The 24,913-nt window shown below is 74.3% G+C and carries 22 protein-coding genes and 1 riboswitch; of the genes, 13 read left to right on the top strand and 9 right to left on the bottom strand.

The window, feature by feature from the left end:
• Positions 1 to 7 precede the first annotated feature (7 nt).
• A complete protein-coding gene (locus tag GL259_RS22875; RefSeq protein ID WP_159535224.1) occupies positions 8 to 361 on the top strand; it encodes a hypothetical protein in 354 nt (117 codons plus the stop codon).
• Positions 362 to 379: 18 nt separating this feature from the next.
• Here the strand turns inward: GL259_RS22875 and GL259_RS22870 are convergent, their stop codons facing one another.
• Entirely contained in the window at positions 380 to 922 is a 543-nt protein-coding gene (locus tag GL259_RS22870) for a MarR family transcriptional regulator (protein ID WP_159535223.1), read from the bottom strand.
• A 139-nt stretch (positions 923 to 1,061) separates the two neighbouring features.
• On the opposite strand from GL259_RS22870, the gene GL259_RS22865 reads away from it, so the two are divergent.
• Positions 1,062 to 2,228 (top strand): amidase, encoded by a 1,167-nt coding sequence (locus GL259_RS22865; protein WP_159538886.1) that lies wholly within the window; start codon positions 1,062 to 1,064, stop codon positions 2,226 to 2,228.
• 80 nt (positions 2,229 to 2,308) lie between these two features.
• Entirely contained in the window at positions 2,309 to 2,893 is a 585-nt protein-coding gene (locus tag GL259_RS22860) for an NAD(P)H-dependent oxidoreductase (RefSeq protein WP_159535222.1), read from the top strand.
• A 13-nt stretch (positions 2,894 to 2,906) separates the two neighbouring features.
• Here GL259_RS22860 and GL259_RS38890 read toward each other — a convergent pair whose 3' ends face one another.
• From GL259_RS38890 to GL259_RS22835, 5 genes are all read right to left on the bottom strand, one after another.
• Entirely contained in the window at positions 2,907 to 3,260 is a 354-nt protein-coding gene (locus GL259_RS38890; RefSeq protein ID WP_243762367.1) for a hypothetical protein, read from the bottom strand.
• 288 nt (positions 3,261 to 3,548) lie between these two features.
• Positions 3,549 to 4,415, bottom strand: a complete 867-nt coding sequence (locus GL259_RS22850; RefSeq protein WP_159535221.1) for an ABC transporter permease — start codon at positions 4,413 to 4,415, stop codon at positions 3,549 to 3,551.
• Positions 4,402 to 5,430, bottom strand: coding sequence for an ABC transporter ATP-binding protein (locus GL259_RS22845; protein ID WP_159535220.1), 1,029 nt, complete (start codon positions 5,428 to 5,430; stop codon positions 4,402 to 4,404). Before GL259_RS22845 ends, GL259_RS22850 begins: the two co-directional genes overlap by 14 nt.
• Positions 5,431 to 5,471: 41 nt before the next feature.
• A complete protein-coding gene (locus tag GL259_RS22840) occupies positions 5,472 to 6,692 on the bottom strand; it encodes a sigma-E factor regulatory protein RseB domain-containing protein (RefSeq protein WP_159535219.1) in 1,221 nt (406 codons plus the stop codon).
• Between the two features lie 306 nt (positions 6,693 to 6,998).
• Positions 6,999 to 8,009: a polyprenyl synthetase family protein gene (locus tag GL259_RS22835; RefSeq protein ID WP_159535218.1), complete on the bottom strand. Its 1,011-nt coding sequence runs from the start codon at positions 8,007 to 8,009 to the stop codon at positions 6,999 to 7,001.
• Between the two features lie 605 nt (positions 8,010 to 8,614).
• Positions 8,615 to 8,785, top strand: a riboswitch (cyclic di-AMP (ydaO/yuaA leader).
• Positions 8,786 to 8,790: 5 nt separating this feature from the next.
• Here GL259_RS22835 and GL259_RS22830 point away from each other — a divergent pair.
• On the top strand, positions 8,791 to 9,279 hold the full coding sequence (locus GL259_RS22830; RefSeq protein WP_159535217.1) for a transglycosylase SLT domain-containing protein: 489 nt from the start codon (positions 8,791 to 8,793) through the stop codon (positions 9,277 to 9,279).
• Here the strand turns inward: GL259_RS22830 and GL259_RS22825 are convergent.
• Positions 9,243 to 10,115 (bottom strand): HAD family hydrolase, encoded by an 873-nt coding sequence (locus GL259_RS22825; protein ID WP_159535216.1) that lies wholly within the window; start codon positions 10,113 to 10,115, stop codon positions 9,243 to 9,245. The two genes, GL259_RS22830 and GL259_RS22825, sit on opposite strands and share 37 nt — an antisense overlap.
• 178 nt (positions 10,116 to 10,293) lie before the next feature.
• On the opposite strand from GL259_RS22825, the gene GL259_RS22820 reads away from it, so the two are divergent.
• From GL259_RS22820 to GL259_RS22795, 6 genes are all read left to right on the top strand, one after another.
• The gene (locus GL259_RS22820) at positions 10,294 to 11,364 is read left to right on the top strand and encodes a GNAT family N-acetyltransferase (protein ID WP_159535215.1); all 1,071 of its coding nucleotides are present in this window, start codon (positions 10,294 to 10,296) and stop codon (positions 11,362 to 11,364) included.
• Between the two features lie 16 nt (positions 11,365 to 11,380).
• Positions 11,381 to 12,691 (top strand): glycosyltransferase, encoded by a 1,311-nt coding sequence (locus GL259_RS22815; protein ID WP_159535214.1) that lies wholly within the window; start codon positions 11,381 to 11,383, stop codon positions 12,689 to 12,691.
• A gap of 167 nt (positions 12,692 to 12,858) precedes the next feature.
• Complete coding sequence (locus GL259_RS22810) at positions 12,859 to 13,614, top strand: polysaccharide deacetylase family protein (RefSeq protein ID WP_243762366.1); 756 nt, start codon at positions 12,859 to 12,861, stop codon at positions 13,612 to 13,614.
• A gap of 103 nt (positions 13,615 to 13,717) precedes the next feature.
• A complete protein-coding gene (locus GL259_RS22805) occupies positions 13,718 to 15,622 on the top strand; it encodes a hypothetical protein (protein WP_159535212.1) in 1,905 nt (634 codons plus the stop codon).
• A 40-nt stretch (positions 15,623 to 15,662) separates the two neighbouring features.
• Positions 15,663 to 16,127: a hypothetical protein gene (locus tag GL259_RS22800; RefSeq protein WP_243762365.1), complete on the top strand. Its 465-nt coding sequence runs from the start codon at positions 15,663 to 15,665 to the stop codon at positions 16,125 to 16,127.
• Complete coding sequence (locus GL259_RS22795; protein ID WP_159535211.1) at positions 16,124 to 17,275, top strand: glycosyl hydrolase; 1,152 nt, start codon at positions 16,124 to 16,126, stop codon at positions 17,273 to 17,275. Before GL259_RS22800 ends, GL259_RS22795 begins: the two co-directional genes overlap by 4 nt.
• Before the next feature lie 181 nt (positions 17,276 to 17,456).
• Here the strand turns inward: GL259_RS22795 and GL259_RS22790 are convergent, their stop codons facing one another.
• A complete protein-coding gene (locus GL259_RS22790) occupies positions 17,457 to 19,910 on the bottom strand; it encodes a lipopolysaccharide biosynthesis protein (RefSeq protein ID WP_159535210.1) in 2,454 nt (817 codons plus the stop codon).
• Positions 19,903 to 21,249: a DegT/DnrJ/EryC1/StrS family aminotransferase gene (locus GL259_RS22785; protein ID WP_159535209.1), complete on the bottom strand. Its 1,347-nt coding sequence runs from the start codon at positions 21,247 to 21,249 to the stop codon at positions 19,903 to 19,905. Before GL259_RS22785 ends, GL259_RS22790 begins: the two co-directional genes overlap by 8 nt.
• Before the next feature lie 295 nt (positions 21,250 to 21,544).
• Between GL259_RS22785 and fahA the strand changes: the two genes are divergently transcribed.
• The 3 genes from fahA to GL259_RS22770 all read left to right on the top strand — a co-directional run bounded on the left by fahA (position 21,545) and on the right by GL259_RS22770 (position 24,785).
• The gene (fahA, locus tag GL259_RS22780; RefSeq protein ID WP_159535208.1) at positions 21,545 to 22,801 is read left to right on the top strand and encodes a fumarylacetoacetase; all 1,257 of its coding nucleotides are present in this window, start codon (positions 21,545 to 21,547) and stop codon (positions 22,799 to 22,801) included.
• Positions 22,802 to 23,093: 292 nt separating this feature from the next.
• Entirely contained in the window at positions 23,094 to 23,726 is a 633-nt protein-coding gene (locus GL259_RS22775; protein WP_243762364.1) for a TetR/AcrR family transcriptional regulator, read from the top strand.
• 111 nt (positions 23,727 to 23,837) lie between these two features.
• Positions 23,838 to 24,785, top strand: a complete 948-nt coding sequence (locus tag GL259_RS22770; RefSeq protein ID WP_159535206.1) for an NADP-dependent oxidoreductase — start codon at positions 23,838 to 23,840, stop codon at positions 24,783 to 24,785.
• The last annotated feature ends 128 nt before the right edge of the window (positions 24,786 to 24,913 follow it).

The following is a 24,913-nucleotide window of genomic DNA, read 5'->3' as shown; positions in this document are numbered from 1 at the left end:
GCCGTCCATGGACACCAGCCACGAAGCCGCCTTCGGCCTGCACCAGATCGAGGGCTACCTCTACCGGGAGGCCGGCCGGCAGGAGGCGCACCGCAGGGCGCGGGACTTCGCCCGGGAACTGCCCGGCCTGACCACGGACCAGCGCCTCGTGATCGAGCAGGCGTACGCCCGGGAGCAGGAGGAGGACGCCCGCCGGGTCACCCGTCACATCGCGGAACGCATCCTGGAGGTCGAGGCCCGGTACGCGGCCCGCCACCGCCGTCTCGCGCGGGAGACGGCCACCGCCATGGGCGTGGTCGTCTTCGGGCTGATCGGTCTGTGCGTCGCGGTGATCCTCGGAACGGCGGCGGGAGCGGCCTGACGCCGGCCGGCCGTTCGCTCAGCGGGTCCTCCCCTCCAGGGAGACCAGGAGCTTGCGCAGCGCGTCCGCGATCGTCGCGCGTTCCTCCGGCTCCAGGACGGAGAGCACGTTACGCTCCAGGCCGAAGTGCTGTTCCAGCACGCGGTCCAGGCTCGCCCGGCCCTCCTCCGTCAGGCTGACCAGGGTGCTCCTGCCGTCGGCGGGGGAAGGGCCGCGCTCGATCCAGCCCTCGCGCTCCAGCCGGTTGAACCTCCCCGTGAGGCCGGCGGAGGAGACGACCAGCGCCCGGCGCAGCTGTCCCGGCGTCAGCGCGTAGGGAGGGCCGCTGCGGCGCAGCGCGTGCAGCACGTCGAAGTCCCCGACGTTGGCGATGGTCATGCCGCCCGGGCGGCGCAGGTGCGTCGCGAACAGCTCTTCCAGCAGCTGCGCCGTCCGCAGCAGACGGGCGATCACCCCGCTGGACGACACGTCCAGTTCGCCCCACTCGCTCCGCCACTCGGCCAGCATCACGTCCACGCTGTCACCGTCGACGGCGGCCTCGGTCTCGTCGTCCTCACGCATCGCGGGTCAAGGGTATAGGCCGCGCCGTACGGCCGGTGCCCGCCGCGTACCGTGGTGGCCCGAGCGGCGGCCGGGTGTCCGGGCCGGCCGTCCGGCCCCGCGCCGCCGAGCCGTGGGCCCGTCCGAGGGGATCGATGCACTGAACGGCCACACGTCCGGGTCCGGCACCCCCGCCTCGGCGGAGGAGATCGCCTCCGCCGTGCGCGCGGGCGGGCTGCGGGCCGTGGACGTGGTCGCGGGGGCGCTGGAGCGGATCGAGCGGGCCGACCCGGTGCTGTGCGCGTTCACCGAGGTGTGGGGCGCGCAGGCGCTGCGGCGGGCGCGGGAGGTGGACGCGCGGGTCGCCGAGGGGAGGCGGCTGCCGCTGGCCGGGGTGCCGATCGCGGTGAAGGGGCGACACGGGCTGCCTGCGGCGGGGCCGCTGCTCGAGGCCGGGGGTGTCGCCGTGGGCGCCACCTCGGTGCCCGGGCCCGGCACGCCCTGGCAGACCTGGGGGCTCGGGGCGCACGGCCGCACCGTCAATCCCTGGCGGGCCGACCGTACGCCGGGCGGTTCCTCGGCGGGGTCGGCGGTGGCGGTGGCGGCCGGGCTGGTCCCGCTGGCGACGGGCAGCGACGGCGCGGGGTCGGTGCGGATCCCGGCGGCCTGGTGCGGGGTGACCGGCCTGAAGGTCACGGGCGGCCGCCTGCCCTCCCCCGACCGCACGGGTCTGGCCGCGCCCGGAGTCCTCGCCCGCACGGCGGCGGACGCGGCGGCCTGGTGGCGGGCGGTGGCGCGGCCGCCCTCCCCCGCCGGGTCCCCCGCGTCGTTCCCCGTGCCCGTCCTCTGGTCCCCCGACCTGGGCTTCGCGGCCCCGGACCCGGAGCCCGTCGCCCTCGCCCGCGCGGCCGTCGGCCGGCTCGCCGACGCCGGTGTCGTGCGGCTCGTGCGGCCGCCGGCGCCCGTGCGGCTCCTCGATCCGGCCCCGGCCTGGCTCGCCCTGCGCACCCCGGGGGCCGACCTCGCCGACGCCCACCGCGTCCGGGCGGAGAACGACCGGCGCCTGGCGCGTCTGTTCACCGGCGCCGGGCTGCTGCTCACGCCCACGGCCCCCACCGCCCCGCACGGGCACGAAGGCCCCGGCGACGTCTATTCCACCGCCCTCACCTGGGCGTTCAACGTGAGCGGGCACCCCGCGCTGAGCGTTCCGGCCGGGTTCGGCACCGACGGCTGCCCGGCCGGGCTCCAGCTGGTGGCACCGCACGGCCGGGAGGCGCTGCTGCTCGCCGTGGCACGGGAGGCGGAGCGGCGCGGGGCCACCGCCTGAACCCCTTGGTCCACACTCATGCATGTGCATATGATGCATACGCCTGTAATTGATGCACGCCGCTCATCTGGGGGATGACCATGACCCGCCGTTTCCTGTTCGTCCTGGGCAGCGCCCGCTCCGACGGCAACACCGAACTGCTGGCCCGCCGGGCCGCCGAACAGCTGCCCACGGAGGTGGAGCAGCGATGGATCGACCTCACCCACCACCCGCTGCCCGACTTCGAGGACCTGCGCCACGACAGCGACCACGTCCGCCCCACCGAGGGGAACGTCGCCCTGCTGCTGGACGCCACCCTCGCGGCGACGGACGTGGTGATCGCCTCCCCCCTGTACTGGTACGCGGTGTCCGCGCAGACCAAGCGCTACCTGGACCACTGGTCGGGCTGGCTGCGCACGCCCGGCCTGGACTTCAAGGCGACCATGGCGGGGCGCACCCTGTGGGGCGTCACCGCGCTCGCGCACGAGGAGCCGGAGGTCGCCGACCCGCTGGTGGGCACGCTGAACAACTCGGCCGCGTACATGGGGATGCGCTTCGGCGGGGTGCTGCTCGGCAACGGCAGCAAGCCGGGTGACGTGCTGAAGGACACCGAGGCGCTGGCCCGCGCCAAGACGTTCTTCGCCCAGGAGGCGCCCCTCGCCCGCTTCCCCTACGAGGCCGGCTGACGCCGGCGCCGACTCACCAGCCGAGCTGCGCCTCGCCCAGGACCTCGCCGCCGATGTGCGCGGCGAGCTTCCGGGCGCGTTCGAGGTCGCCGTGCTTGGTCACGTGGACGAAGACCGTGTGGTCCTCGGTCCACCTGTCGTACTGCGCCTCGTCGCCGTGGAACACGACCTGGACCCCGTCGTAGTTCCAGTGACCGTGGGAGTCGGTCTCCGGGTCGTCCGGCCAGCGGCCGCTCCATTCGATGGCCGCCGTGCCCTCGCCCAGGGCGGCCAGGAACCGCTCCTCGACGTCCTCCCCGCGTTCGACGTCCTCGCTGAAGGACAGCGGCAGGTGCGTCTCGAGTGCGGCGTCGTCCAGCGCGGACACGTCGGCCCTCGAAGAACAGGAAGTCGCCCGTCGCCGGATCGGTGCGTGTGTCCTCGTAGTCGAAGCGCACCCCGGGCACGATCAGGGCCATCCGGCGCGCATCCCCGGGCGTCCGCATCTCGGAGAAGAGCCAGACCCTGTCGTTGACGTGCTCCAGCAGCGCGCACAGCCGCTTGGCCTGCCGGTACGCCTCGGCCGCGTCGGTGGTCCGGAAGACGGGATACGCCCGTGAATTGCCCATGGGCGGCACGATCACACGCCCGGTCCCGCCCGGGCCACCGCATTTCCCTACGCGGTGATGTCCTTCGCCGTGAACCGCGCCCACGCCGCCGAGCCGAACACCGCCGCGTACAGGGCCTGGAGGCCGAGGTTCCTCGTCAGGTCGTCCCAGTAGACCGGCTCGCGCATCAGGTCGGCGAAGGACAGCCAGTAGTGGGAGAAGAGGTAGGGGTGCAGGGCGTGCAACTGCGGGATCTGGTCGAGGATCTGAACCGTGATCAGCAGTCCGACGGTGGTCGCCATCGCCGCGATGCCGCTGTTGGTCAGCGTGGAGACGAACAGGCCGAGCGCCGCCACCCCGATCAGGGACACGGCGACGACCAGGGCGATCAGCAGGGCCCTGGCCAGGCCCTCGGAGAAGCTGATCCGGGTGCCCGAGATGGTGGTGAGGTCGCCCAGCGGGAACAGCAGCGCACCGGTGACCAGGGCCGAGGCGGCGACCACCAGCGTGGCGGCCAGACAGAAGGCCATGACCGTCGCGTACTTGGTGAGCAGCAGCCGGCTCCGGCCCGCGGGGGCGACCAGGAGGTAGCGCAGCGTGCCGGCGTTCGCCTCGCCGGCGAGGGCGTCGCCCGCGACGACCCCGATCGCCATGGGCAGGAAGAAGGGCAGCGTGGCGGCGAGCGCGGTGAAGACCAGGAACAGGCCGTTGTTGGTGACCTGCGAGATGAACGCCGGTCCGCCGCCCCCTCCCCCGGCCGACGGTCCGTCACCGGTCTCGATCCGCACGGCGATGCCGACCAGGACCGGCACGGCGGCCAGCACCCCGAGCAGGGCCAGGGTGCGCCAGCGCCGGAAGGTGGTGAGCAGTTCGCTGCGGAACAGACCGAGGGTCCACAGCGGGCTCACCCTCCGCACCGTCTCAGCCTGCGACATCGAATCCCTCCCCGGTCAGCGCCACGAACGCGTCCTCCAGCGAGGCCCGTTCCACACCGAAGCCCCGCACCCGGACCCCGGCGGTGACCAGTGCCGCGTTCACCTCGGCGAGGTCGCGCGCGGGCACCTCGCCGGTCACCCGTTCCTCGGCCACGACGACGTCGGCGACCCCCTGCTCCTTCAGCACCCGGGCCGCGTCCGCCGGGTCCGGCGTGGTCACCACCAGCCGGCCCCGGGCACCCGCGGCCAGGTCGGCGACCGGCCCCTGGGTGATCAGCCGGCCCCGGGCCATCACGGCGGCGTGCGTGCACACCTGCTCGATCTCGTCGAGCAGGTGGGAGGAGAGGAAGACGGTGGTGCCGTCCGAGGCCAGCTCGCGGACCAGGGTGCGGATCTCCCGCATGCCCTGCGGGTCCAGACCGTTGGTGGGCTCGTCCAGGACGAGCAGCCGGCGCGGCTGGAGCAGGGCCGCCGCGAGGCCGAGGCGCTGCTTCATGCCGAGGGAGTACGCCTTGGCCTTCTTGCCGGCCGCGGCCGTGAGGCCCACCCGGTCCAGGGCGGCGGCGACGCGGGTGCGCCGGGTGCGGGGATCCGCGGTCGGGTCGGCGGCGTCGTAACGCAGGAGGTTGTCCCGGCCGGAGAGGAAGCCGTACAGGGCCGGGCCCTCGATGAGGGCGCCGACACGGGGCAGCACGGCGCGCGCGGAGCGCGGCATGGGACGCCCCAGGACGTGCGCCGTGCCGGAGGTCGGCTCGATCAGGCCCATCAGCATGCGGATGGTGGTCGTCTTGCCGGAGCCGTTGGGGCCGAGGAAGCCGAAGACGCTGCCCGCCGGGACGGTCAGGTCGAGACCGTCGACGGCGAGCTGTCCGCCGCGGTAGCGCTTGGTGAGCGCGCGGGTGACGATGACGCCGTCACCCGCCCGAGCGCCGTCACCCACGTGCGCGCCCCCACCCACGCGCGCGCCGTGTCCCGCGTCGGCCCGCTCCGGCTCCGTGGCGGACGCCTCGCCCATCGACTCCCCCGTTCCCTGCCGTGCCGTAAGGTCCCGGGACCTTACTTCCCCTGGTTGGCCGCCTTCACCAGCGCGTCCTTGGTGACGGCGCCCGCGTAGACCTTGCCGTCCTCGGTGATCAGGGCGTTGACCAGGCGGGTGCTGAACACCGTGCCGGTGCCGAAGTCGCCCTCGACGCGGTCGCCGAGCGAGTCGAGGAAGCCGCCGAGGTCACCGCCGGCCTCACCGGTGGGCAGGCCGCCCTCCTCGCCGGTGTCGAAGACGGCGACGGAGTTCCAGCCCTCGCCGAGCATCTTCGGTCCGCCGAGGCCCTCGGCCAGGTCCTCCCCGGACTTCGGGGCGCCCTCGGGCTTCCCGGAGTGCTCGCGGGCCCGGTCCGGTTCCCCCTCCTCGGTCACCTCGGCGCCCTCGGGCGGGGTGAACTCGAACGTGGAGGCGGCCGGCTTGTCGAAGTCGACCTGGGTGAAGCCGACGTCCACGACGGCGGCGCCGCCGCTCGCCGGGGTGAGCGTGAACTTCAGCGGCATGCCCGTCTCGTGGTCGACCGCGATGCTGATCGCGCCGACCGTGGAGCCGGACTGCTTGGGCTTGACGACCAGCCTGTACGCGTCCCGGCCGGCCACCTGGGCGGTGCCGTCGACGGTCACGGACGTGGTGTCGTCGACCGACTTCAGCGCCTCCTCGGCGAAGTCCTCGGGGGTGGCCGGGGGCTGCTGCTCCCGGTCCTCGCCGGACGCGTCGACCGTGCCGTGGTAGACCTCGTTGGACTCGCTGTCGTAGCCCCAGACGTCCTCGCCGTTGTGGATCAGGCTGTACTCGGCGGCGTTCTCCAGGAGCGACAGCTTCTGCCGGTCCGGGCCGTCGGTCGCGACGCGCAGGGTGTGCGTGCCGGAGGCCAGCTCGGTGAGCTTGGCGGACGGGTCGGCCGAGGAGCCGCCGTCCCCGCCCCGCTCCGTCGCGCCGGAGGCGAGGCCGCTCTCCAGGCCGCCGAGGTCCGGCAGGCCGAGGTCGGTGGTGATCTTCACGGTGCCGGAGAGCTGCTCGACGTCCGACTGCGCGATCTTCTCGATGAGCTGAGCCGCCGTGATCTCCGGCAGGTCCGGGTCGCCGGAGTCGGCGATCGCGGGGACGAGCCCGATGGTCGCGGCCGCCACTCCCATCACCGTGACCGGGACGACGTACCGCGCGGCCCTGCGCCGCCTCGCGCGCGGCCCGTCGGCCTCTCCCGGGGCCGTCATGTCGTCGGATGCGTACGGTGCCATGTGTGCCCTACCTCCGTGGTCGGCGGCGGCTTCCGTCTCGTGTCCTCGCACCAGTCTCCCCCTGAGCCGCCATTCTCACCCGAATCGGTGAGGAGTGGTGATGTCCGTCGTGCTCCATCTGACCAAAACCGGCGGAGGGATGCGTCAGACCGCGGGCTCAACTCCGCGTACTGCTGCGGTATGACACGACCGGTGTTTTCCTCCCCCGACCAGTAGGGGTGCGGCCGACCAGTAACGGTGCGGCCGGGGCCCCGAGGGGACGCGGCCGGCCCGGAGGGGACGCGGCGTGCGTACGGGCCGGGCGGCTCAGCCCGCCCGGTGCACCACCGCGTCGCACAGCTCCACCAGCGCCGCCTTCGCGTCGCACTCCGGCAGCGGGGCCAGGGCCGAGCGGGCCTCCTCGGCGTAGCGCACGGTGTCCCGGCGGGCCTGCTCCAGGGCGGGGTGGGCGCGCAGCAGCCGCAGCGCCTCGGCGTGCCGGGCGTCGTCGGTGAGGTCGGAGTCGAGCAGCTCGCACAGGGCGATGTCCTCGGCCAGCCCCAGCCGGGCCGCCCGCTCGCGCAGCCGCAGCACGGGCAGCGTGGCGATGCCCTCGCGCAGGTCCGTGCCGGGGGTCTTGCCGGACTCGTGGGAGTCGGAGGCGATGTCCAGGACGTCGTCGGCGAGCTGGAAGGCGACGCCGAGCCGCTCGCCGTACTGGGTGAGCACGTGCACGACCGTTTCGTCGGCGCCGGACATCATCGCGCCGAACCGGCAGGAGACCGCGACCAGCGAGCCGGTCTTGCCGCCGAGCACGTCCAGGTAGTGCTCGACCGGGTCCCGGCCGTCCTGCGGCCCCGCGGTCTCCAGGATCTGCCCGGTGACCAGCCGCTCGAACGCCTCGGCCTGCACCCGCACCGCCTCCGGGCCGAGGTCGGCCAGGATGTGCGAGGCCCGCGCGAAGAGGAAGTCGCCGGTGAGGACCGCGACGGAGTTGCCCCAGCGGGTGTTCGCACTGGCCACGCCGCGCCGCACCTCGGCCTCGTCCATGACGTCGTCGTGGTACAGCGTGGCCAGGTGGGTCAGCTCCACGACCACGGCCGACGGCACGACACCGGGCGCGTAGGGGTCGCCGAACTGGGCGGAGAGCATCACGAGCAGCGGGCGGAACCGCTTGCCGCCGGCCCGCACCAGATGCTGGGCGGCCCCCGTGATGAAGGGCACCTCGCTCTTGGTGGCCTCGAGCAGCCCCTCCTCGACAGCCGTCAATCCGGCCTGGACATCGGCTTCCAGAGCCTGGTCCCGCACGCTCAGCCCGAACGGCCCGACGACGGTCACGAGGGGTCTCCTGTCTGCTGGTGTCTGGTGGCGGTTACACGGTTTGTCGATAGGTCGCTGCCCTCACTCGAGTCAGCGTATCCGGTCACGTTTCGATCACCGTCAGCGCCCGGGTCTCCCGGTCTCGAACTTCGCTCGACCTGGAGGCGCCCTCGAGTCGGACGGCGCGAGATCGGAGCCGTCGGTTTCTGATCGTTCGACGACAACAGACATCCATCGGTTTTCCGGGGTGTGACGATCCACACCTGCGGGGCCGCACCCCCCGGATCGCACCTCGCCGCACTCGCCATCCCGACCATCCTGTCGTCCCACTGTCCGATTCGCGGTAATTGTCAATCGGATTCCCTTTGGCGTGAAATGCGGACCGAACGCACGGCCAGTGAGGTCGGTCACGCGCCGCCCGCCCGCCCGCCGCTCCGGCGCACCGGCGTTCTCCCTTTCCCCGCAGGCGAGTTGAGCCTTGGCACTCGCAAAGAACCAAGCACCCCAAAACACCCATGACAAGATCAAACGGCCCCATCTGTGGCGGCTGCACTTGTTTCCGACATGTGCTCTCGCATACGTTCCCGGCCTGCCGGGTGGACGCCGAATCCTGCCGCCACCCGCATCGACCCACGACGACTCACTCACGCACGGCAGGAGCGGGGGACCCAGGTAAGTCGCCGGGCCGGCCACACGCCGGAACGGCTCGGGGTGAAGCCGTGCCCGCAGGGGCACGGCCGGGCACTCTCCCGCCCGAACCCGACAGCTCACCTCGCAGGCGTAGGAGAGGAACCCAGACATGCCTGCATCCGGTCAGCCCCGCCGCTTCGGCGGCCGCCGCCTCGCCCGCTCCCTCGCCGTCGCCGGCACCGGTGTCGCCGTGGTCGCCCTCCCGCTGTTCGGCGCGACCAGCGCCTCCGCGGCCACCACGCCGTCCACCACGGCCGCCGCCTCCACGACGACCTACCCGGACAACCTCGACGGCTGGATCCGCGAGTCGCTGTCGGTCATGGCGCAGCACGGCATCCCGGGCTCCTACGAGGGCATCCACCGCAACGTCATGCGCGAGTCCTCCGGCAACCCGGCCGCCGTCAACAACTGGGACTCCAACGCCGCCGCGGGCACCCCGTCGAAGGGCCTGCTGCAGGTCATCGACCCGACCTTCCAGGCGTACCACGTGCCCGGCACCGCCTTCGACCCGTTCGACCCGGTCGCGAACATCACGGCGGCCTGCAACTACGCCGCCGACCGCTACGGCTCGATCGACAACGTCTTCGGCGCGTACTGAGCCGTCCGCTGACGGCCCAGCACGGCCGCCCCGCCGAACAGTCGCTCGAGGACGACGGCCACGCCGTCGTCCTCGTTCGACGTGGTGACCTCGTCGGCCACCGCCTTCAGCTCGGGATGGGCGTTGGCCATGGCGACGCCGTGCGCGGCCCAGTCGAACATCGGGATGTCGTTCGGCATGTCACCGAAGGCGAGGGTCCGCTCCGGGCCCAGCCCCAGGTGTTCGGCGGCCAGCGCCAGCCCGGTCGCCTTGGTGACCCCGCACGGCTGGAGCTCCACGGTCCCCGGCCCCGACATGGTGACCGTGGCCAGCGAACCGACCACCGAACGGGCCGCCGCCGCCAGGGCGTCGTCCGACAGCTCCGGGTGGCGCAGCAGCACCTTGCTGATCGGCCGGTCCCACAGGTCACCGCGCCGCTCGACCCGCACGGCGGGGAGGGTGGGGTGCGGCATCAGGTAGCCGGGCTCGATCAGGGTCAGCCCGTCGACGCCGTCCTGGTCGACCGCGGCGTACACCTCGCCCACCTCGGCCTCGATCTTGCCGAGCGCGGTCTCCGCCAGTTCCCGGTCCAGCGTGACGGACCACAGCAGCCGGTCCGCGCCGGCGTCGTACACCTGCGCGCCCTGCCCGCACACCGCGAGCCCCGTGCCGCCGAGGTCGTCCAGGAGCGGCCGCACCCTGGGGGCCGGGCGTCCCGTCACCACGAGGTGCCGGGCACCGGCCCGCTCCACGCGCGCGAGCGCGGCGAGGGACCGGTCGGAGAGGGTGTCGTCGCCGCGCAGCAGCGTCCCGTCCAGGTCGGTGGCGATGAGTGAGAATGCGGTGGGTGCGGCCATGATCAGAGAATACGGACAACGAGCCGGTCCTCCTCACCGCGCCGGGTACCGACCGGTTGAGGGCCTCTGCCCGTTTGGCAACAACATGCTCCGCTCTCTACCGTCCATGCGCTCTCGGGCGGTACCTTCCAAGTGTCCAGGGGGGACTTGATCGGGGGGTCAGGTGAGCAGTGGACGCATGCGCGTGCTGAGGCCCGACGAGCTCGGCGAGGGGGAGCGGGAGCGCTGGCGGGAACTGCGCGCCGCGACGGACGCACCGCGCAACCCCTTCATGGAACCGGAGTTCACCACCGCAGTGGGCCGGGTCCGGCCGCAGGCCAGGGTCGCGGTGCTGTACGCCGGAGCGCGGCCGGCGGGCTTCCTGCCCTACGAGCGGGGCGCGTGGGGGCAGGGCCGGGCCATCGGGTTCGGGGTGTCGGACTGCCAGGGCGCGGTCCTCGACCCCGGCCACGCCCCGCAGACGGGCGAACTGCTGCGGGCCTGCTCGGTGTCGAGCTTCGCCTTCGACAACCTGGAGGCCGGCCAGGAGCTGTTCGTGCCGTACGCGGCCGAGGAGCACGCCACCTACGTCATCGACGTGGAGAAGGGCTACGAGACCTACGAGTCGGTGCTGCGCACCCAGTCGCCGAAGTTCCTGAGGACCACCCTCGCCAAGGAGCGCAGGCTCGGCCGCCAGGTCGGGCCCGTGCGGTTCGTCTTCGACGAACGCGACCCGGCCGCACTGCGCACGCTGATGGACTGGAAGTCGGCGCAGTACCGCAGGACCGGGCGGCGTGACCGGTTCGCGCGGGAGTGGATCACCCGGCTCGTGGACCGCCTCGCCGGGACCCGGGCCCCGCAGTGCACGGGCACGCTGTCGGTCCTGTACGCCGGCGACCGCCCCGTCGCCGCGCACTTCGGCCTGCGCTCGGCCTCCGTCCTGGCCTGCTGGTTCCCGGCGTACGACCCGGAGTTCGCCAAGTACTCGCCCGGGCTGGTGCTGCACCTGCGGATGGCCGAGGCGGCGGCCGCCGAGGGCATCGGGACGCTCGACCTGGGGCGCGGCCCGGCCGAGTACAAGGACTCGCTGAAGACCGGCGAACTCGCCGTCTACGAGGGAGCGGCGACGCGTCCGGGGACGGGCGCCGCGCTGCACTGGCTGAGCCGCGAGCCCGCGCGCCGCGCGCACGGCTTCGTCCGCGCCCGCCCGCGCCTCGCGTCGCTGGCGTCGCGGACCCTGAAGGGCGCGGCACGGCTGCGCCGGTCGTGAGGAGGGGGGAGGGCCCATGTCCCGAGGAGCGGGTACGCGTGCGCGTACGCGGGAGGAGATACGGCGGTTCCTGGCCATCGGCGCGGTCCAGGTCGCCGAAGTGGACCTGGCCGGTGACGAGGCCGTCCTGAGACCCGGGCCGGGCAGTCCCCCGGTGACCCACGGCGAGGTGTTCCTCCTGGTCAGACGGGCGGGCCGGCCGGTGGGCACGCTGTCGGCGCGGGTGCCGGAGGGGGCGGACCCGAAGGCGGTGCTGACGGAGGCCGCCCGGAGCCTGGGCGCGAAGGACGCGGCGGGGGGCCCCGGACAGGCCCCGCCCGCCGGGGCGCCGCCGTACAGCAGCGTCGTCGTGGCCACCCGGGAGCGGGCCGGGCAGCTCGCCCGCGCGCTGGACTCGCTCCTCGCGCAGGACCACCCGGACTTCGAGATCGTCGTCGTCGACAACGCGCCCGTCACGGACGAGACGCGCGAGCTGGTGCAGCGGAAGTACGGGGAGCGCGTGCGGTACGTGCGCGAGCCGGTCCCCGGGCTGGCGACCGCCCACAACACGGGGCTCGCCGCGGCCCGGGGCGAGGTGACCGCGTTCACCGACGACGACGTGGTCGCCGATCCCCGCTGGCTCACCGAGCTGACCGCGCCCTTCGCCGCCGACCCCCGGCTCGGCTGCGCCACCGGCCTCATCCTGCCCGCCCGACTGCGCACCCCGGCCCAGGTCCTGCTGGAGAGCCACGGCGGCTTCGCCAAGGGTTTCACTCCGACGACGTACGACCCGCAGCACCCGCCCGCTGACGAGCCGCTGTTCCCCTTCACCGCGGGCCGGTTCGGCTCCGGCGCGAACATGGCCTTCCGCACGGACGTGCTGCGCGGCGTCGGCGGCTTCGACCCGGCCACCGGCGCGGGAACGCCCGCCCGGGGCGGCGACGACCTCTACGGTTTCGTGCGCGTCCTCGCGCAGGGGCACCGGCTGCGCTACACCCCGCACGCGCTGGTCTGGCACCACCACCGGGAGACCTGGGCCGACCTGGAGACCCAGGCCTACGGCTACGGCGCCGGCCTCACCGCCTACCTCACCGCGATCCTGGTCAACCGGCCCGCCCTGCTGCCGGCCTTCCTCGCCCGGCTGCCGCGCGGACTGTCCCACGCCCGCGCCCTGACGGCCGTGCGCGAGACGGACGGGGGCGGCACCCCCGGCTCCCACGACACCCGCACCCATCCGTGGCCGCGCCGGCTGTCGCGTCTGCAGCGCAGGGGGATGGCGTACGGGCCGGTCGGCTACCTGCGGGCGCGCAGGGCGCTGCGGGGGGCCGCGGGGAGGGGGACGAGATGACGGCGTCGGCGCGGAGACCGGTGGCGGACGGCGCACGGGACGGCGCGCGGAGAGGCACACGGAGGGACACGCAAAGGGGCGCCCGGAGCGGCGCCCGGAGGGACGCCCACGACGGCGCGGAGCGGCCCGGGAGCCCGGCGATCCCGGTGTTCCTCTACCACGCCGTGATGGACGACCCGCCGGACTGGATCGCCGAGTTCACCGTCGCGCCGCGCCAGTTCGCGGCGCATCTCGACGCCGTCGTGGACAGCGGGCGCACGCCCGTCACCATCGGCGCCCTCGCCGACCACCTCGCCGGGCGCGCGCCCCTGCCGCCCCGGCCGGTGCTGCTCACGTTCGACGACGGCTTCGCCGACCTGCCCGGGCCCACCGCGCAGGCACTGGCCGAGCGCGCGCTGCCGGCCACCGCGTACCTCACCACCGGCGCCATCGCCCCGGGCGGCCGCAGCCTGCTGCCGCCCGCCCCGATGATGACCCTGGGCCGGGTGGCCGAGCTGGAACGTTCCGGCATGGAGATCGGCAGCCACACCGTCACCCACGCCCAGCTGGACACGCTGACCGCCGAGCGGCTGCGCGCCGAACTGCTCGACTCCAAGGCCGCGTTGGAGGACGTCCTCGGCCATCCCGTCCCCCACCTCGCCTACCCGCACGGCTACAACAGCCCCCGGGTACGGGCCATGGCCGCCCGCGCCGGGTACGAGACGGCGACCGCCGTCCGGCACGCGCTCAGCTCGGACCGGGACGAGCGGTACCGCATCGCCCGCCTCATCGTCCGCCGCGGCCACACCCTCGCCGACGTGCGGGCCTGGCTGGCGGGCGACGGCGCGCGGGTCGCCCCGTACCACGACGGGCCGAGGACGATCGCCTGGCGCTGGTACCGCCGGGCCCGCGCCGTCGTGCGCGGGCCCGTCTTCGCCGGTTGAGCCGGGATGGCGGACAACGGTCCCTTCGGCCACGAGTCCGACGTTTTTGATGTGAAAAACGAAGGTAATTCCTATACTCGGTCTGGGGGAGGGGAGCCTCGGCGTGCAGCAACATGTGCCCGTACCGACCGCTGAGAGCAGCGTGCTGCCCGCCTCCGGCCCCGTCGCCGGCCCGGGGGACGCGGGGCGGACCACCGACGGTGCCCGCGGGTCCCGGTGGATCCCGCGCCGCCCGCCCGACACCGGCCTGCTGACCCTGCTGCTCGCCGCCGGGCTGTGGGTCCACGCGCTGCCCCGCATCGGCTTCCGGGAGATGGGCGACTACGGTCTGCTGGACCGCCTCCCGGCCACCTACCACCTCTCGTTGCTGGTCCTCACCGCCGGGTTCGTGCTCAGTCTGCGGCGCGCGGGCACCGCGCCCTGGTGGCCGGCGGCGCACTGCGCCGCGCTGCTGTTCGCGCTCAAGGCACCGCCGGCGGTGCTGTACGACGCGGTGCGCTACCCGTGGGCCTCCAAGCACGACGCCGTCGTCGACACGCTGCTCGCCAACGGTGAGCTGCGGCCGGGCGCGGCGCTGTCGGGCAACATGTCCGCGTACGAACAGTGGCCCGGCTTCTTCACGCTCAACGCGGGCCTGGTGCGCGCCTTCGGGGTGGAGAGCGCCGCCGCGTACGCCAACTGGGCGCCGGTCGTCCTCGGCCTGCTCATGATGCCGGTGCTGGTCCTGGTCTACCGCACCTTCTGCCACGACTGGCGGCTGGTGTGGACCGCCGTGTGGATCTTCCAGCTCGCCAACTGGGTGGGCCAGGACTACTTCGCACCGCAAGGTCTCGCGTACCTGCTGCACCTGACGGTCATCGCGGTGGTGCTGCGGCACTTCGTGCGCCCCGGCTCCGCGGGGCGGCTGCGCGACCGCGCCCTCCTCGACCCGGCGGCCGCCGCCGTGCCGCCGCCCACGGGCAACAGGCAGCGCGCGGTCTGCGTGGTGATGCTCGCCCCGCTGATCGCCGCCGTCAACGCCACGCACCAGCTCACCCCGGTGATGCTCTGCATCTGCCTGCTCGGGCTCAACCTCACCCGCCGCTACCGCAACCACGGGCTGCTGGCCGTCACCGCGCTGCTGATGCTCACCTGGGACCTGACCATGGGGCGTCCGCTGTTCGTCGAGACGCTCTCCACCCTCAAGGAGTCGGTCGGTGAGCTGACGCAGAACTCCCGCGCGGGCTACGCGGGGCAGTTGACCGGCCCCGGTCCCGAACTCGCCGGCACCGCCAACGTGCTGATGGTGCTCGCGGTCGCCGCCCTCGCCGGGGCCGCCGTCGTGCTGCGGCGCCGGCTGACCCGCAGCGCGCTGCCGCTGCTGCTGGTCTCCGCCGCCCCGGTCCCGCTGTTCGCCGTCAACGACTACGGCGGCGAAATGCTCTTCCGCGTCTACCTGTTCGGACTGCCCGGCGCCGCCTTCTTCGCCGCCGCGGCGCTCGTGCCGGCCGTCGCGGGCACCCACCGCAGCCGGGCGAGGGCACTGCGGCGCAGGGCCGCGGCCCTCGCCCTGCCGGCCGTCCTGCTGGCGCTGACGGCCGGCTTCCTGCCGTCGTACTACGGCAAGGAGAAGATGTACTACACGCCCCCCGAGGAGACCGCGCTGGTCACCCGGGCCCTCGACGACGCACCCGACGGCTCGCTGATCCTCGCCACCAGCGGGTCCTTCCCGCAGGCGCTCCACCGCTACGACCGCCTCGAGCACTGGTTCTTCGCCGAACAGGAGCTGCCCGAGAACGAGAAGATGCTGAAGGACCCGGCCGGTTACCTCGCCGACGGGATCCCGCCGCGCACCAGGACGTACGTCGTCCTCACCCGCACCCAGGACATCTACACCGCCGGAGAGGGCCTGCTGCCGGCCGGCGGTTTCGCGACGCTGCGTTCGAAGCTGTCCGCCTCGCCGCTCTTCCGGACCGTCGAGAGCCATCCCTACGGCATCGTCCTGGAGTACCGCCCGGCCGCCCGCTGAACGACCACAAGGTGATCGAAGTGACGACGAAGGTCAGGCCATGAACACCGCAGACCCCGAGGACATCGCCGACACCGACGAGGCCGAGGACACCACGGGCACCAGGGTCACCCCGACGCACCTCAGAGTCCTCCTCGCGGCCTCGGGCTGGCTCGCGCTGGCCGCCACCGCCGTACCCGGCCCCTCCGCGCTGCGCTGGATCCCGGCGCTGCTCTTCGTCCTGTCCGGCCCGGGCTGCGCGGTGCTGTACCCGCAGCCGGGCGGACTCGCCCCCGGCGCCAGGCTGGAGGCCGTCGCGCTCGTCGCGCCCGTCAGCCTGTCGCTCGGCGTGCTCACCGCCACCTCGCTGTTCCTGGTGGAGGGCTTCTCGGCGACCGCCTTCCTCGTCTCGCTCGCCGCCTTCACCACGGTCACCGCCGCCCTGCCGGGGCTGGCGCTGCCCGCCGCGCGGCGCGACGCGGTCGAACCGGTCCGGCGCAGGTCCTCCGGCGGTGGTGGCGCATGACGGAGTCGCACAAGCCGTCCGGGGGGCGCGGGGCGACGGACCCGGGGCGCTCCGCCAGGCGCGGCTACACGGCCGTCGTCCTGGTGGCGGTGGCCGCGCTGCTCGCCGGGCTCGGCATCTGGGCCGGCCGCTCCGACGACCCGGAGCCCTCGGGGGACGCCGTCCCCCGCAACGCGGCCTCCGGCGAGATGCCCACCGGTCCCTGCGCGCCCACCGACACGCTCGTTCCGCCCTGCGGAGCCTGGTGGGGCGCCTACGTGCCGTACGCAGGGAACGGCTCGCTCGAGGACGCCGTGCTCGGCTTCGAGAAGAGGATCGGCCGCAGGCTCGACCTCGTCTACAACTACCACGACATGTCGGGCACCGAGCTCGACGGGCAGCTGCTCACCCCCGACGAGCAGGAGCTCGGCGAGGACCGGCTGCTCATGCTGGCCTGGGAGTCCACCGTGTGGACCGAGCCGCACCACGAGAACTGGACGGAGACCCAGCTCGGCTGGAAGAACATCGCCTCCGGGAAGTACGACGAGGAGGTCCTCGACCCGCAGATCCGGCGCGTCAAGGCCTACGGCAAGCGGGTCTTCCTCTCCTTCGACCAGGAGACCGACGCCCGCATCAAGGAGGGCGCCGGCACCCCGGAGGAGTTCGTCGCCGCGTACCGCCACCTCCACGACCGGTTCCGTGAACTGGGCGCCGACAACGTGGTGTGGGTCTGGACCGTCTCCGGCTACCTCGGCAGCGCCGACGAGATGAAGGCGCTCTACCCCGGGGACGAGTACGTCGACTGGATCGCCATGGACCAGTACAACTACTACCGGTGCCACGGCACCACCGACTGGAAGGACTTCCTGCGCAGCCAGAAGCCCGGCTACGACTGGCTGCGCGCGAACATCACCGACGACAAGCCGGTGATGCTCGCGGAGTTCGCCACCGCGCCCGACGCCGACGACCCGCTGCGCCAGCGCGACTGGTACACCCGGATCCCCGCCGCCGTGAAGGAGCTGCCGGAGGTGAGGGCCCTGGTGCACTGGAACCGGCCCACCTCCGAGAAGCCCGAGTGCGACCTGACCGTCAACGACGGCCCCGGGCTCGAGGGCTACCGGGAAGCGGGGAGGAACGGGTACTTCCACCAGCCCGTGCCGCCGCGCTGACGGCGCCCGGTCCCCGCCCCGGTACGGCTTCCGGCCCGGGGGCGTCCCGCGGAGCACCCGGGGGACCGGGGGACGCCCCGCGGCCCGCCCGGCTCCTCCGGCCGGGTCGCACGGCCCGGTTGTCCCGGACGGCCGGGCCGTGCGGCCGACGATTTCCTCCGGTGGCCCGGTTCCGGGCCGGTCAGTGGCCGGACGGGCCGTCGCGTCGTCCGCGGTGCGCGCGCCTCAGCGCCGACGAGGCGTGGCCGAGCAGGACGAGCCCGACGAGCCCGGCGAACAGCGGCGGCGCGACCGGGGCGAGCTCCTGCCGCCACACCCAGCCGCCCACCGCCACGAGATACAGGACCCCCCAGCGCCACGGCCACGTCGGCCGCCCGCCCACGCGGGCGAGCAGCAGGCCCAGCGGGACCAGACACAGCAGCTGGAGGACCGCAGGCGCCCACCGCAGCAGCGGGTCGGGCCCGTCGAGTCCGAGCGCCTCCGTGAGGAACCCGGCCGCCGCGGAGTACAACGCCCCGTCCACCGGACCGGGTTCCCACCCGAGGGCGGCGGGCCCGGCGTGCAGGGCGACGAGGGCGGACCCCAGGGCGGTGCCGGAGAGCCAGGGGTGCGGTCGTCCGCACAACGTCACCGAGGCGACGAAGACGAGGAGCAGCAGCCCTCCTGCGGCGCGCGCGGGCAGCGGCAGCCCGTCCAGCAGCTGACGCCCGGTGAGCGCGGTACCGCCGGACCCCCCGGACCAGGGGAGCCCGTGCGTCGACGCCCAGAAGACGAGGGTCGCGAGGCCGAGCAGGGCCCAGAGGACACCCCTGAGACGGCGGTCGGGATCCTCGTCGGGCGGTGCCGGGCCGGCGGGGGACGGTCCGGCGGCCCACGACGAGACGCCGGCGGGCCGGACGGGGTGCGGAACGACATTCCGGGACGGCCGGTCCGCCTCCCGCCGGGCGTGCGGCTCCTCCCGCACGACCGGCTCCCCGGCCTCGCCCGGTGTCCCCCACGGGGCCGCGGTCTCCCCCGGGACCGGCTCCTCCCGCTCGCCCTCCCGCTCGGCCGGCCCCGTCCCTCCGGCCCCGTCCTCCCGCGCGTCCGGCGCGTGCGGCCGCACGATGAACGCCAGCGTGTCCGCCTGGAGGGACTCCCGTTCGTAGCCGGGGCGGCCGATGAACAGCGTGGCCGTGTCCTCGCCGTCCTCGCCGTCCTCCCCGGGGCCCTCGCGCTCGTGGGCCGCCCGGCGCGCCCAGCTCGTGCCGTACCCGGCGGTGGCGTTCAGCCTCGCCCAGCGGGTGCCGTAGGGCGGGGTGACGGTCCGGTCGGCGGGCGGGGCGTCGTCGTGGCGCAGCGCCGAGCGCAGCCCGAACACCGAGACGGCCGCGATCAGCGTCATGCTGACCAGCACCGCCCACCCGGCGCCCGCGATCCCGGCCGGGGTGAACAGCACGGCCGCGCTGCCCAGCACCAGCACGCACATGGCCCCCTGGAGCACGGCGAGCACACCGGTGCGGCCCTGGACCCGCAGCACCCCGATGTACAGCTCCACCACGACCCTGGGCAGTGCCCCGAGCGCGAGCAGCCGCAGCACGGTGGAGCCGTGCTCGGCGTAGTCCGGGCTGAAGGGGGTGAGGATCTGCGGTGCGAAGACGACCAGCACCAGCACCACCGGCACCAGCAGCAGCGTCATCCGGCGCAGCGCCCCGCGCACCCCGTCCGCGAGCTGGCGCGGGTCGTGCGAGGCGTGGGCGGTGAGCGACGAGGCCATGTTGATGGCCATGAACTCCATGGTGCCGCCGACGGTGTACGCCACGTAGAAGTAGCCGTTCTCCGCGGCGCTGAAGCTGACCGCGACCATCACCGGCAGCAGGTTGATCATCGCCAGGCTGAACAGCGCGCCGAGCGAGTCGCCGGCCAGGAACCGCCCCATCTCCCGCAGCGCGGGCGGTTCCAGGTCGCGGTCGGCGGCGGCCTGGCGCGGGATGAGCCTGCGGAAGATCAGCCAGCCGAGCGGCAGCGTGGAGAACGCGATCGCCACCGCCCACGACACGAAGATGCCCAGCACCGGCAGCGCGCTCGCGAAGGCGGCCAGCAGGACCAGCTTCCCGACCGAGAACACGGCGTTGCCGGCCGGCACCCACTCGGCCTTGCGCAGCCCCGTCAGCACCCCGTCCTGCAGCGTGAGCAGCGCCCACGCCACACACGCGGCGACGAACACCGCCCCCGCCGCCGGGGCGCCGAGGGGGGCGTACGACGCGCCCCACCGGTCGAGCGTGAGCAGGAAGACGCCCGCGGCCAGGGCGACGACCAGCGAACTCGCCCCGTACACGCCCCACACCAGGCGTCCCGTCTCGCGGCCCGCGCGCGGTACGAAGCGGACCACGGCGCCGATCATCGTGGTCGCCGTGATGCTGGCGAGCAGCCGCATCGCGGCGATCGCCGCGGAGCCCTGCCCGACGGCCTCCTCCGAGTAGTAGCGGGCGGCCACGAGCCAGAACCCCAGACCGAGGACGGCGGACACGCCCGTGCTGAGCATCAGGAAGTAGGCGTTCTTGAACAGGGAGTCGGAACCGGCCTTGTTCCCGGCGGGCGGGAGACCGCCGTCGGCGTGCGCCGCGGCGGGCTCGTGCACCTGGATCTCAGCCACGAGACGTTCCCCGCTCCTTCGCCGTCCCCGGTCGCGCCGGACCGCTCCTCCCGCCCGGTGCCGGACCGCTCCCCCCGCCCGGTGCCGGGTCCCGCGCCCGGTCCGGCGGCGGGGCGCTCCGCCGCGTCAGGGCCTTCGGCGGCTCGGCCGGCCGCGCCCCGGACCGCTCCAGCACGTCGACGGCCTCCCGTGCCCGCAGCGGATCCACCGGCAGCGCGTGCCGCGCGAACCAGCGCGCGGCCCCGGGAGCGGGCGACAGGTCCGTGAAGGCCTCCCCCGCGTAGTCGTCGAGGGGCGGGTCGTAGAGGTAGCCCACGACGATCCCGCGCCGGGCCAGTGCCGCGATCGCCGCGTCCCGGTCCGCCACGAGCAGCGGCACCCGGAACAACGGCTGCGCCCCGCTCCCGTCACGCGGCCGGGCCCACCGCGTCGCCAGCAGCAGCTCGGTGCCCTCCCGGTACGCCTCCAGCACCTCGTCCAGCCGCCCGAGCCGGCGCCGGATCCGCCGCAGCCGCAACGGGCCGGACTCCAGGCGGTAGGTGTGCATGTCGACGCGGACCCAGGGATCGTGCGCGGCCAGGTCCGGGGCCGGGCCGGCGGCGCGGGACAGCGCGTCCGGGCGCAACGGCATCCTGATCCCGTCGCGCTCCGCGAGCCCCAGCAGCCGCATCGCGGCCCGGGCGGCCCGCCGCAGTCCCAGCCCCCGCACGGCGGCCTCGGCGTACGGCCGTACGGCGTAGGCGAGTTCGGAAGCCGCCCGGCGCGGGGTGAGGAGCTGGTCGCAGGCCTCCCGCAGCGCCGCGCGCAGGTCCGGGTCGGCGACCGACAGGATGCCCCCCGCCTGCGCGCCGGCGTGCTTGGAAAGGCTGAAGACGGATGCGTCGCCCCAGGCCCCGACCGGCCGGCCGCCGACCTCGCTGCCGATGGCGTGCGCCGCGTCCTCCAGCAACGGGATGCCCGACGCGTCGCAGCGCGCCCGCAGTTCCGGCGCCGGGTCCGGGTTGCCGTACAGGTTCGTCGTCAGCACGGCGCAGAGCGATCCCCACACGTCGTCGGGCACGGCGCCGACGTCGATGGACGCGTCGAGCGGGTTCAGCGGCGCCTGCACCGGACGCAGCCCCGCGGCCAGCACGACGAAGAAGATGACGTCGTCGTTGACCGGCGACATCAACACCCGGCCGCCCGGAGGGCACCAGTGGCGCAGCGCCACGAACAACCCGAGCCTGCACGACGGCACGTACACGCATTCCCGGCCGAGCCGGCCGCGCATCGTCTCCTCCAGCCTTCTCGGCTGCGAGCCGGAGCGCACCGGACCCGGACCGGCCTCCCCCATGGCCATCCGTCCCCCCTGTGTGCCATCGGGAACGCCCCCTCCCCGAGGCCTTCCGGCACCCGCCCAGAGTCGCCCCGTTCGCACCACTCCGTCAAGATTGCCTCGGGTCCTGTGGATGACTTCCGGTACGCGGGAGGAAGCCGCGCACGGACCCTCCCGGCGTCGTGCGCCCCGCCCACCGGCCCCTTCCGCCCCCGGACCACCACGCCGCCTCTGCCCAAGACCGCCGTGTCACCCGTAACGTGTGGCACGGCCACGGACACGTGGAGCACCTGCGCACACGAAAGAGAGGCAGCACCCGATGCCCCCCTTCGATGTCCCCGAGGGCGACCCCTTCGGCCCGCACAACCTGCCGTACGGCGTGTTCTCGCCCCCCGGCTCGTCGGAGCGGACCGTGGGTGTCCGGCTCGGCGACCACGTCCTCGACGCCGGTGCGGCGGCCCACGCCCTCGGCTCCCCCTACGCCTCCCTGCTCGCCCGCCCGACCCTGAACCCGCTGCTGGCGGCGGGCCGCACGGCCTGGTCGGACGTGCGGCGGGCGCTCACGGCGTGGGTGACCGTCCCGGCGCACCGGGAGACCGTCGAGCCCTTGTTCCACCCGCTGTCCGAGGTGACCCTGCACCTCCCCTTCGAGGTCGCGGACTACGTCGACTTCTACGCCTCCGAGAACCACGCCCGGAACGTCGGCCGGATGTTCCGCCCCGACGCGCCCGACTCCCTGACCCCCAACTGGAAGCACCTGCCGATCGGTTACCACGGCCGCTCCGGCACGGTCGTGGTGTCCGGCACCGACGTCGTGCGCCCCTCGGGGCAGCGCAAGGCGCCCACCGACCCCGCACCGGTCTTCGGCCCGTCCGTCCGGCTGGACATCGAGGCCGAGGTCGGCTTCGTCGTCGGCGTGCCGTCCGAGCTGGGCCGGCCGGTGCCGCTCGGCGGCTTCCGCGACCACGTCTTCGGCCTCTGCCTCCTCAACGACTGGTCCGCGCGCGACGTCCAGGCCTGGGAGTACGTCCCCCTCGGCCCGTTCCTCGGCAAGTCCTTCGCCACCTCGGTGTCGGCCTGGATCACCCCGCTGGACGCCCTGGAGGAGGCCCGCGTGGCGCCGCCGGAGCGCACCCACGAGCTGCTGCCCTACCTGGACGACGCGGACGAGGAGCCCGGCGGCTACGACCTGCGGATCTCCGTCGCGGTCAACGGCCACGTCGTCTCCGAGCCCCCCTTCTCCACCATGTACTGGACGGCCGCCCAGCAGCTCGCCCACATGACCGTCAACGGCGCCTCGCTGCGCACCGGCGACCTGTACGGCTCCGGCACGGTGAGCGGTCCCGCCGAGCGGGAGCGCGGCTCACTCCTCGAACTGACCTGGAACGGCCGCGACCCCCTCGAACTCCCCGACGGCAAGCGGACGTTCCTGGAGGACGGCGACGTCGTGACCCTGACGGCCTGGGCCCCGGGCCCGGACGGCGCCCGCGTGGGCCTCGGCGAGGTCACGGGACGGGTGGTCCCCGGGGTCGAGCGGGAACCGCACGCAGGGCGCGGTCCGGCGTCGCGGGGGTGACACCGGGCCGGCCGTTCTCCGTCCGCGGGGTGAGCGGGTGACCCGCGGGCGGGATTCCCGCGCCCGGACGCGGGGCGGTGCCGCGGGAGACCGCACGGACCGGCATCCGCCCGCCGGCGGAACGCGCGGCGCTGCGGGCGGCGTCGCGCCGGCCGCGTCCGCCGCCGAGCGGGCCGCGGCGCACGACCACCCCCTCGCGGGCGTCCCGGCCGCCCGGCTCCCGTGCGCCGCCGGCCGGAGTGTGCGCACCATGTATGTTTCCGTGCCGCGCGGACCGAGAGGGGACGAGGAAGTGGCCACCAGGGCGGGCTCACGGCGGAGCCAGCAGGAACGCACGAGGGCGACCACGGACGCCCTCATCTCGGCGGCTCGTGAGCTCTTCGTCGAGCACGGGTTCGCGGCCACCTCGCTGGGCGCGATCTGCGACCGGGCCGGAGTGACGCGAGGCGCGTTCTACCACCACTTCAGCAACAAGGAGCAGATCTTCCGCGAGGTCTACACGGTGGAGCAGAAGGAGCTGGCCGCCGTCGTCCGGCGGGCGTTCCGGACGCGGCGGGACCCGTGGGACGGGATGTTCGCGGGGTGCGAGGCCCTCCTCGAGGCGTCCCTCGAGCCCGCCACGCGCCGGATCACCCTGGTCGAGGCGCCGGGTGCGCTCGACTGGAACGCCATGCGGGACGTCCAGGCCGGCTGCAGGGAGCAGATGCGGAGCGGGCTGGCCATCGCCGTCGAGGCGGGCTGCATCCCCGCCCGCCCGCTGGCCCCGCTCACCTCGCTGCTGTACGGGGCGATCTGCGAGAGCGCCCTGGACATCGCGCGCGCGGAGGACCAGGACACCGCGCTGCGGGACACGCTGACGCAGCTGGGTCTGCTGCTCGCCGGAGCGGCCGGCCGCTCCGCGCCGGGCTGCGCGCACCAGGACTAGCCGCTCCCCGTACGGACCTCGCCACCCTCCGCCCGACTATTTACATACATACTGTCGGTATGTAAATTCGGAGCAGGGAAGCCCGGGCGCAGAGGGGCGGAGGGGTCGAGCATGCGCGCGATACGGCAGACCGAGTGGGGCGGCACCGAGACCATGGAGCTGGTCGAGACGGAAACGCCCGCGCCGGTGTTCGGCGAGGTGCTGGTCAAGGTGGTCGCGGCCGGGGTCAACCCGGTGGACGTCCACACGCGCCGGGGCGTCGCCTACAACCGCGTCCTGGACCTGCCGTTCGTCAACGGCTGGGACGTCGCCGGAGTGGTGGAGGAGGTCGGCTACGGGACGACCCGCTTCCAGGCCGGCGACCGTGTGCTGGGGATGCCCTGGTTCCCGCGGGCGGCCGGCGCCTACGCCGAGTACGTCACCGCGCCGGCCCGCCACTTCGCCCGCATGCCGGACGAGCTGAGCTTCACCGAGGCCGCCGCGCTGCCCCTGGCCGGACTGACGGCGTGGCAGATGCTCACCGAGGTGGCCCACGTCCAACCGGGGCAGCGGGTCCTCGTCGCGGGAGCGGCGGGCGGCGTGGGCCACCTGGCCGTCCAGATCGCCAAGGCCCTCGGCGCCCACGTCATCGGCACCGCCCGCGCGGCCAAGCACGCGTTCCTGGCCGGCCTGGGCGCCGACGAGACGGTCGACTACACCACCACGGACGTGTCCGCCGCGGTGCGGGACGTGGACGTCGTCATCCAGATGTTCGGCGGCCGGCCCGGGCTCGAGGCCCTCGCGTGCCTGCGGCCGGGCGGGATCCTCGTCAGCGGGCAGGCCGCCTGGACCCCCGGCCTGTACGAGCGCGCCGCCGAACTCGGGGTGCGCGCCCGCGGGTACCTCGTCGACCCCGACGCGGCGGGCCTCGAGGCGCTCACCGGCCTCGTCCGGCAGGGGCGGCTCGACGTGCACGTCGACGAGGAGTTCCCCCTGGCCCGGGCCGCGGAGGCGCACCGCCTGATAGCCCGGGGCCGCACCACCGGCAAGATCGTGCTCGATGTCGCCGGACCGGCCTGAGCGGACCGGCCCTGGCCCCGCACCACGTGGACACCGCACCCGTCGGGAGAAGAACGTGCTCGAGGAACGCACCCCACCGGCCGGCGTCCCACGGCCCCGCGCGGCGGCCGGGGGCCGCGCCGGCACCG

The organism is Streptomyces sp. Tu 3180 (genome assembly GCF_009852415.1).
Taxonomy (GTDB): Bacteria; Actinomycetota; Actinomycetes; order Streptomycetales; family Streptomycetaceae; genus Streptomyces.
Note: the sequence above shows the minus strand (reverse complement) of the source record. Positions and strands in the feature narration are given on the sequence as shown.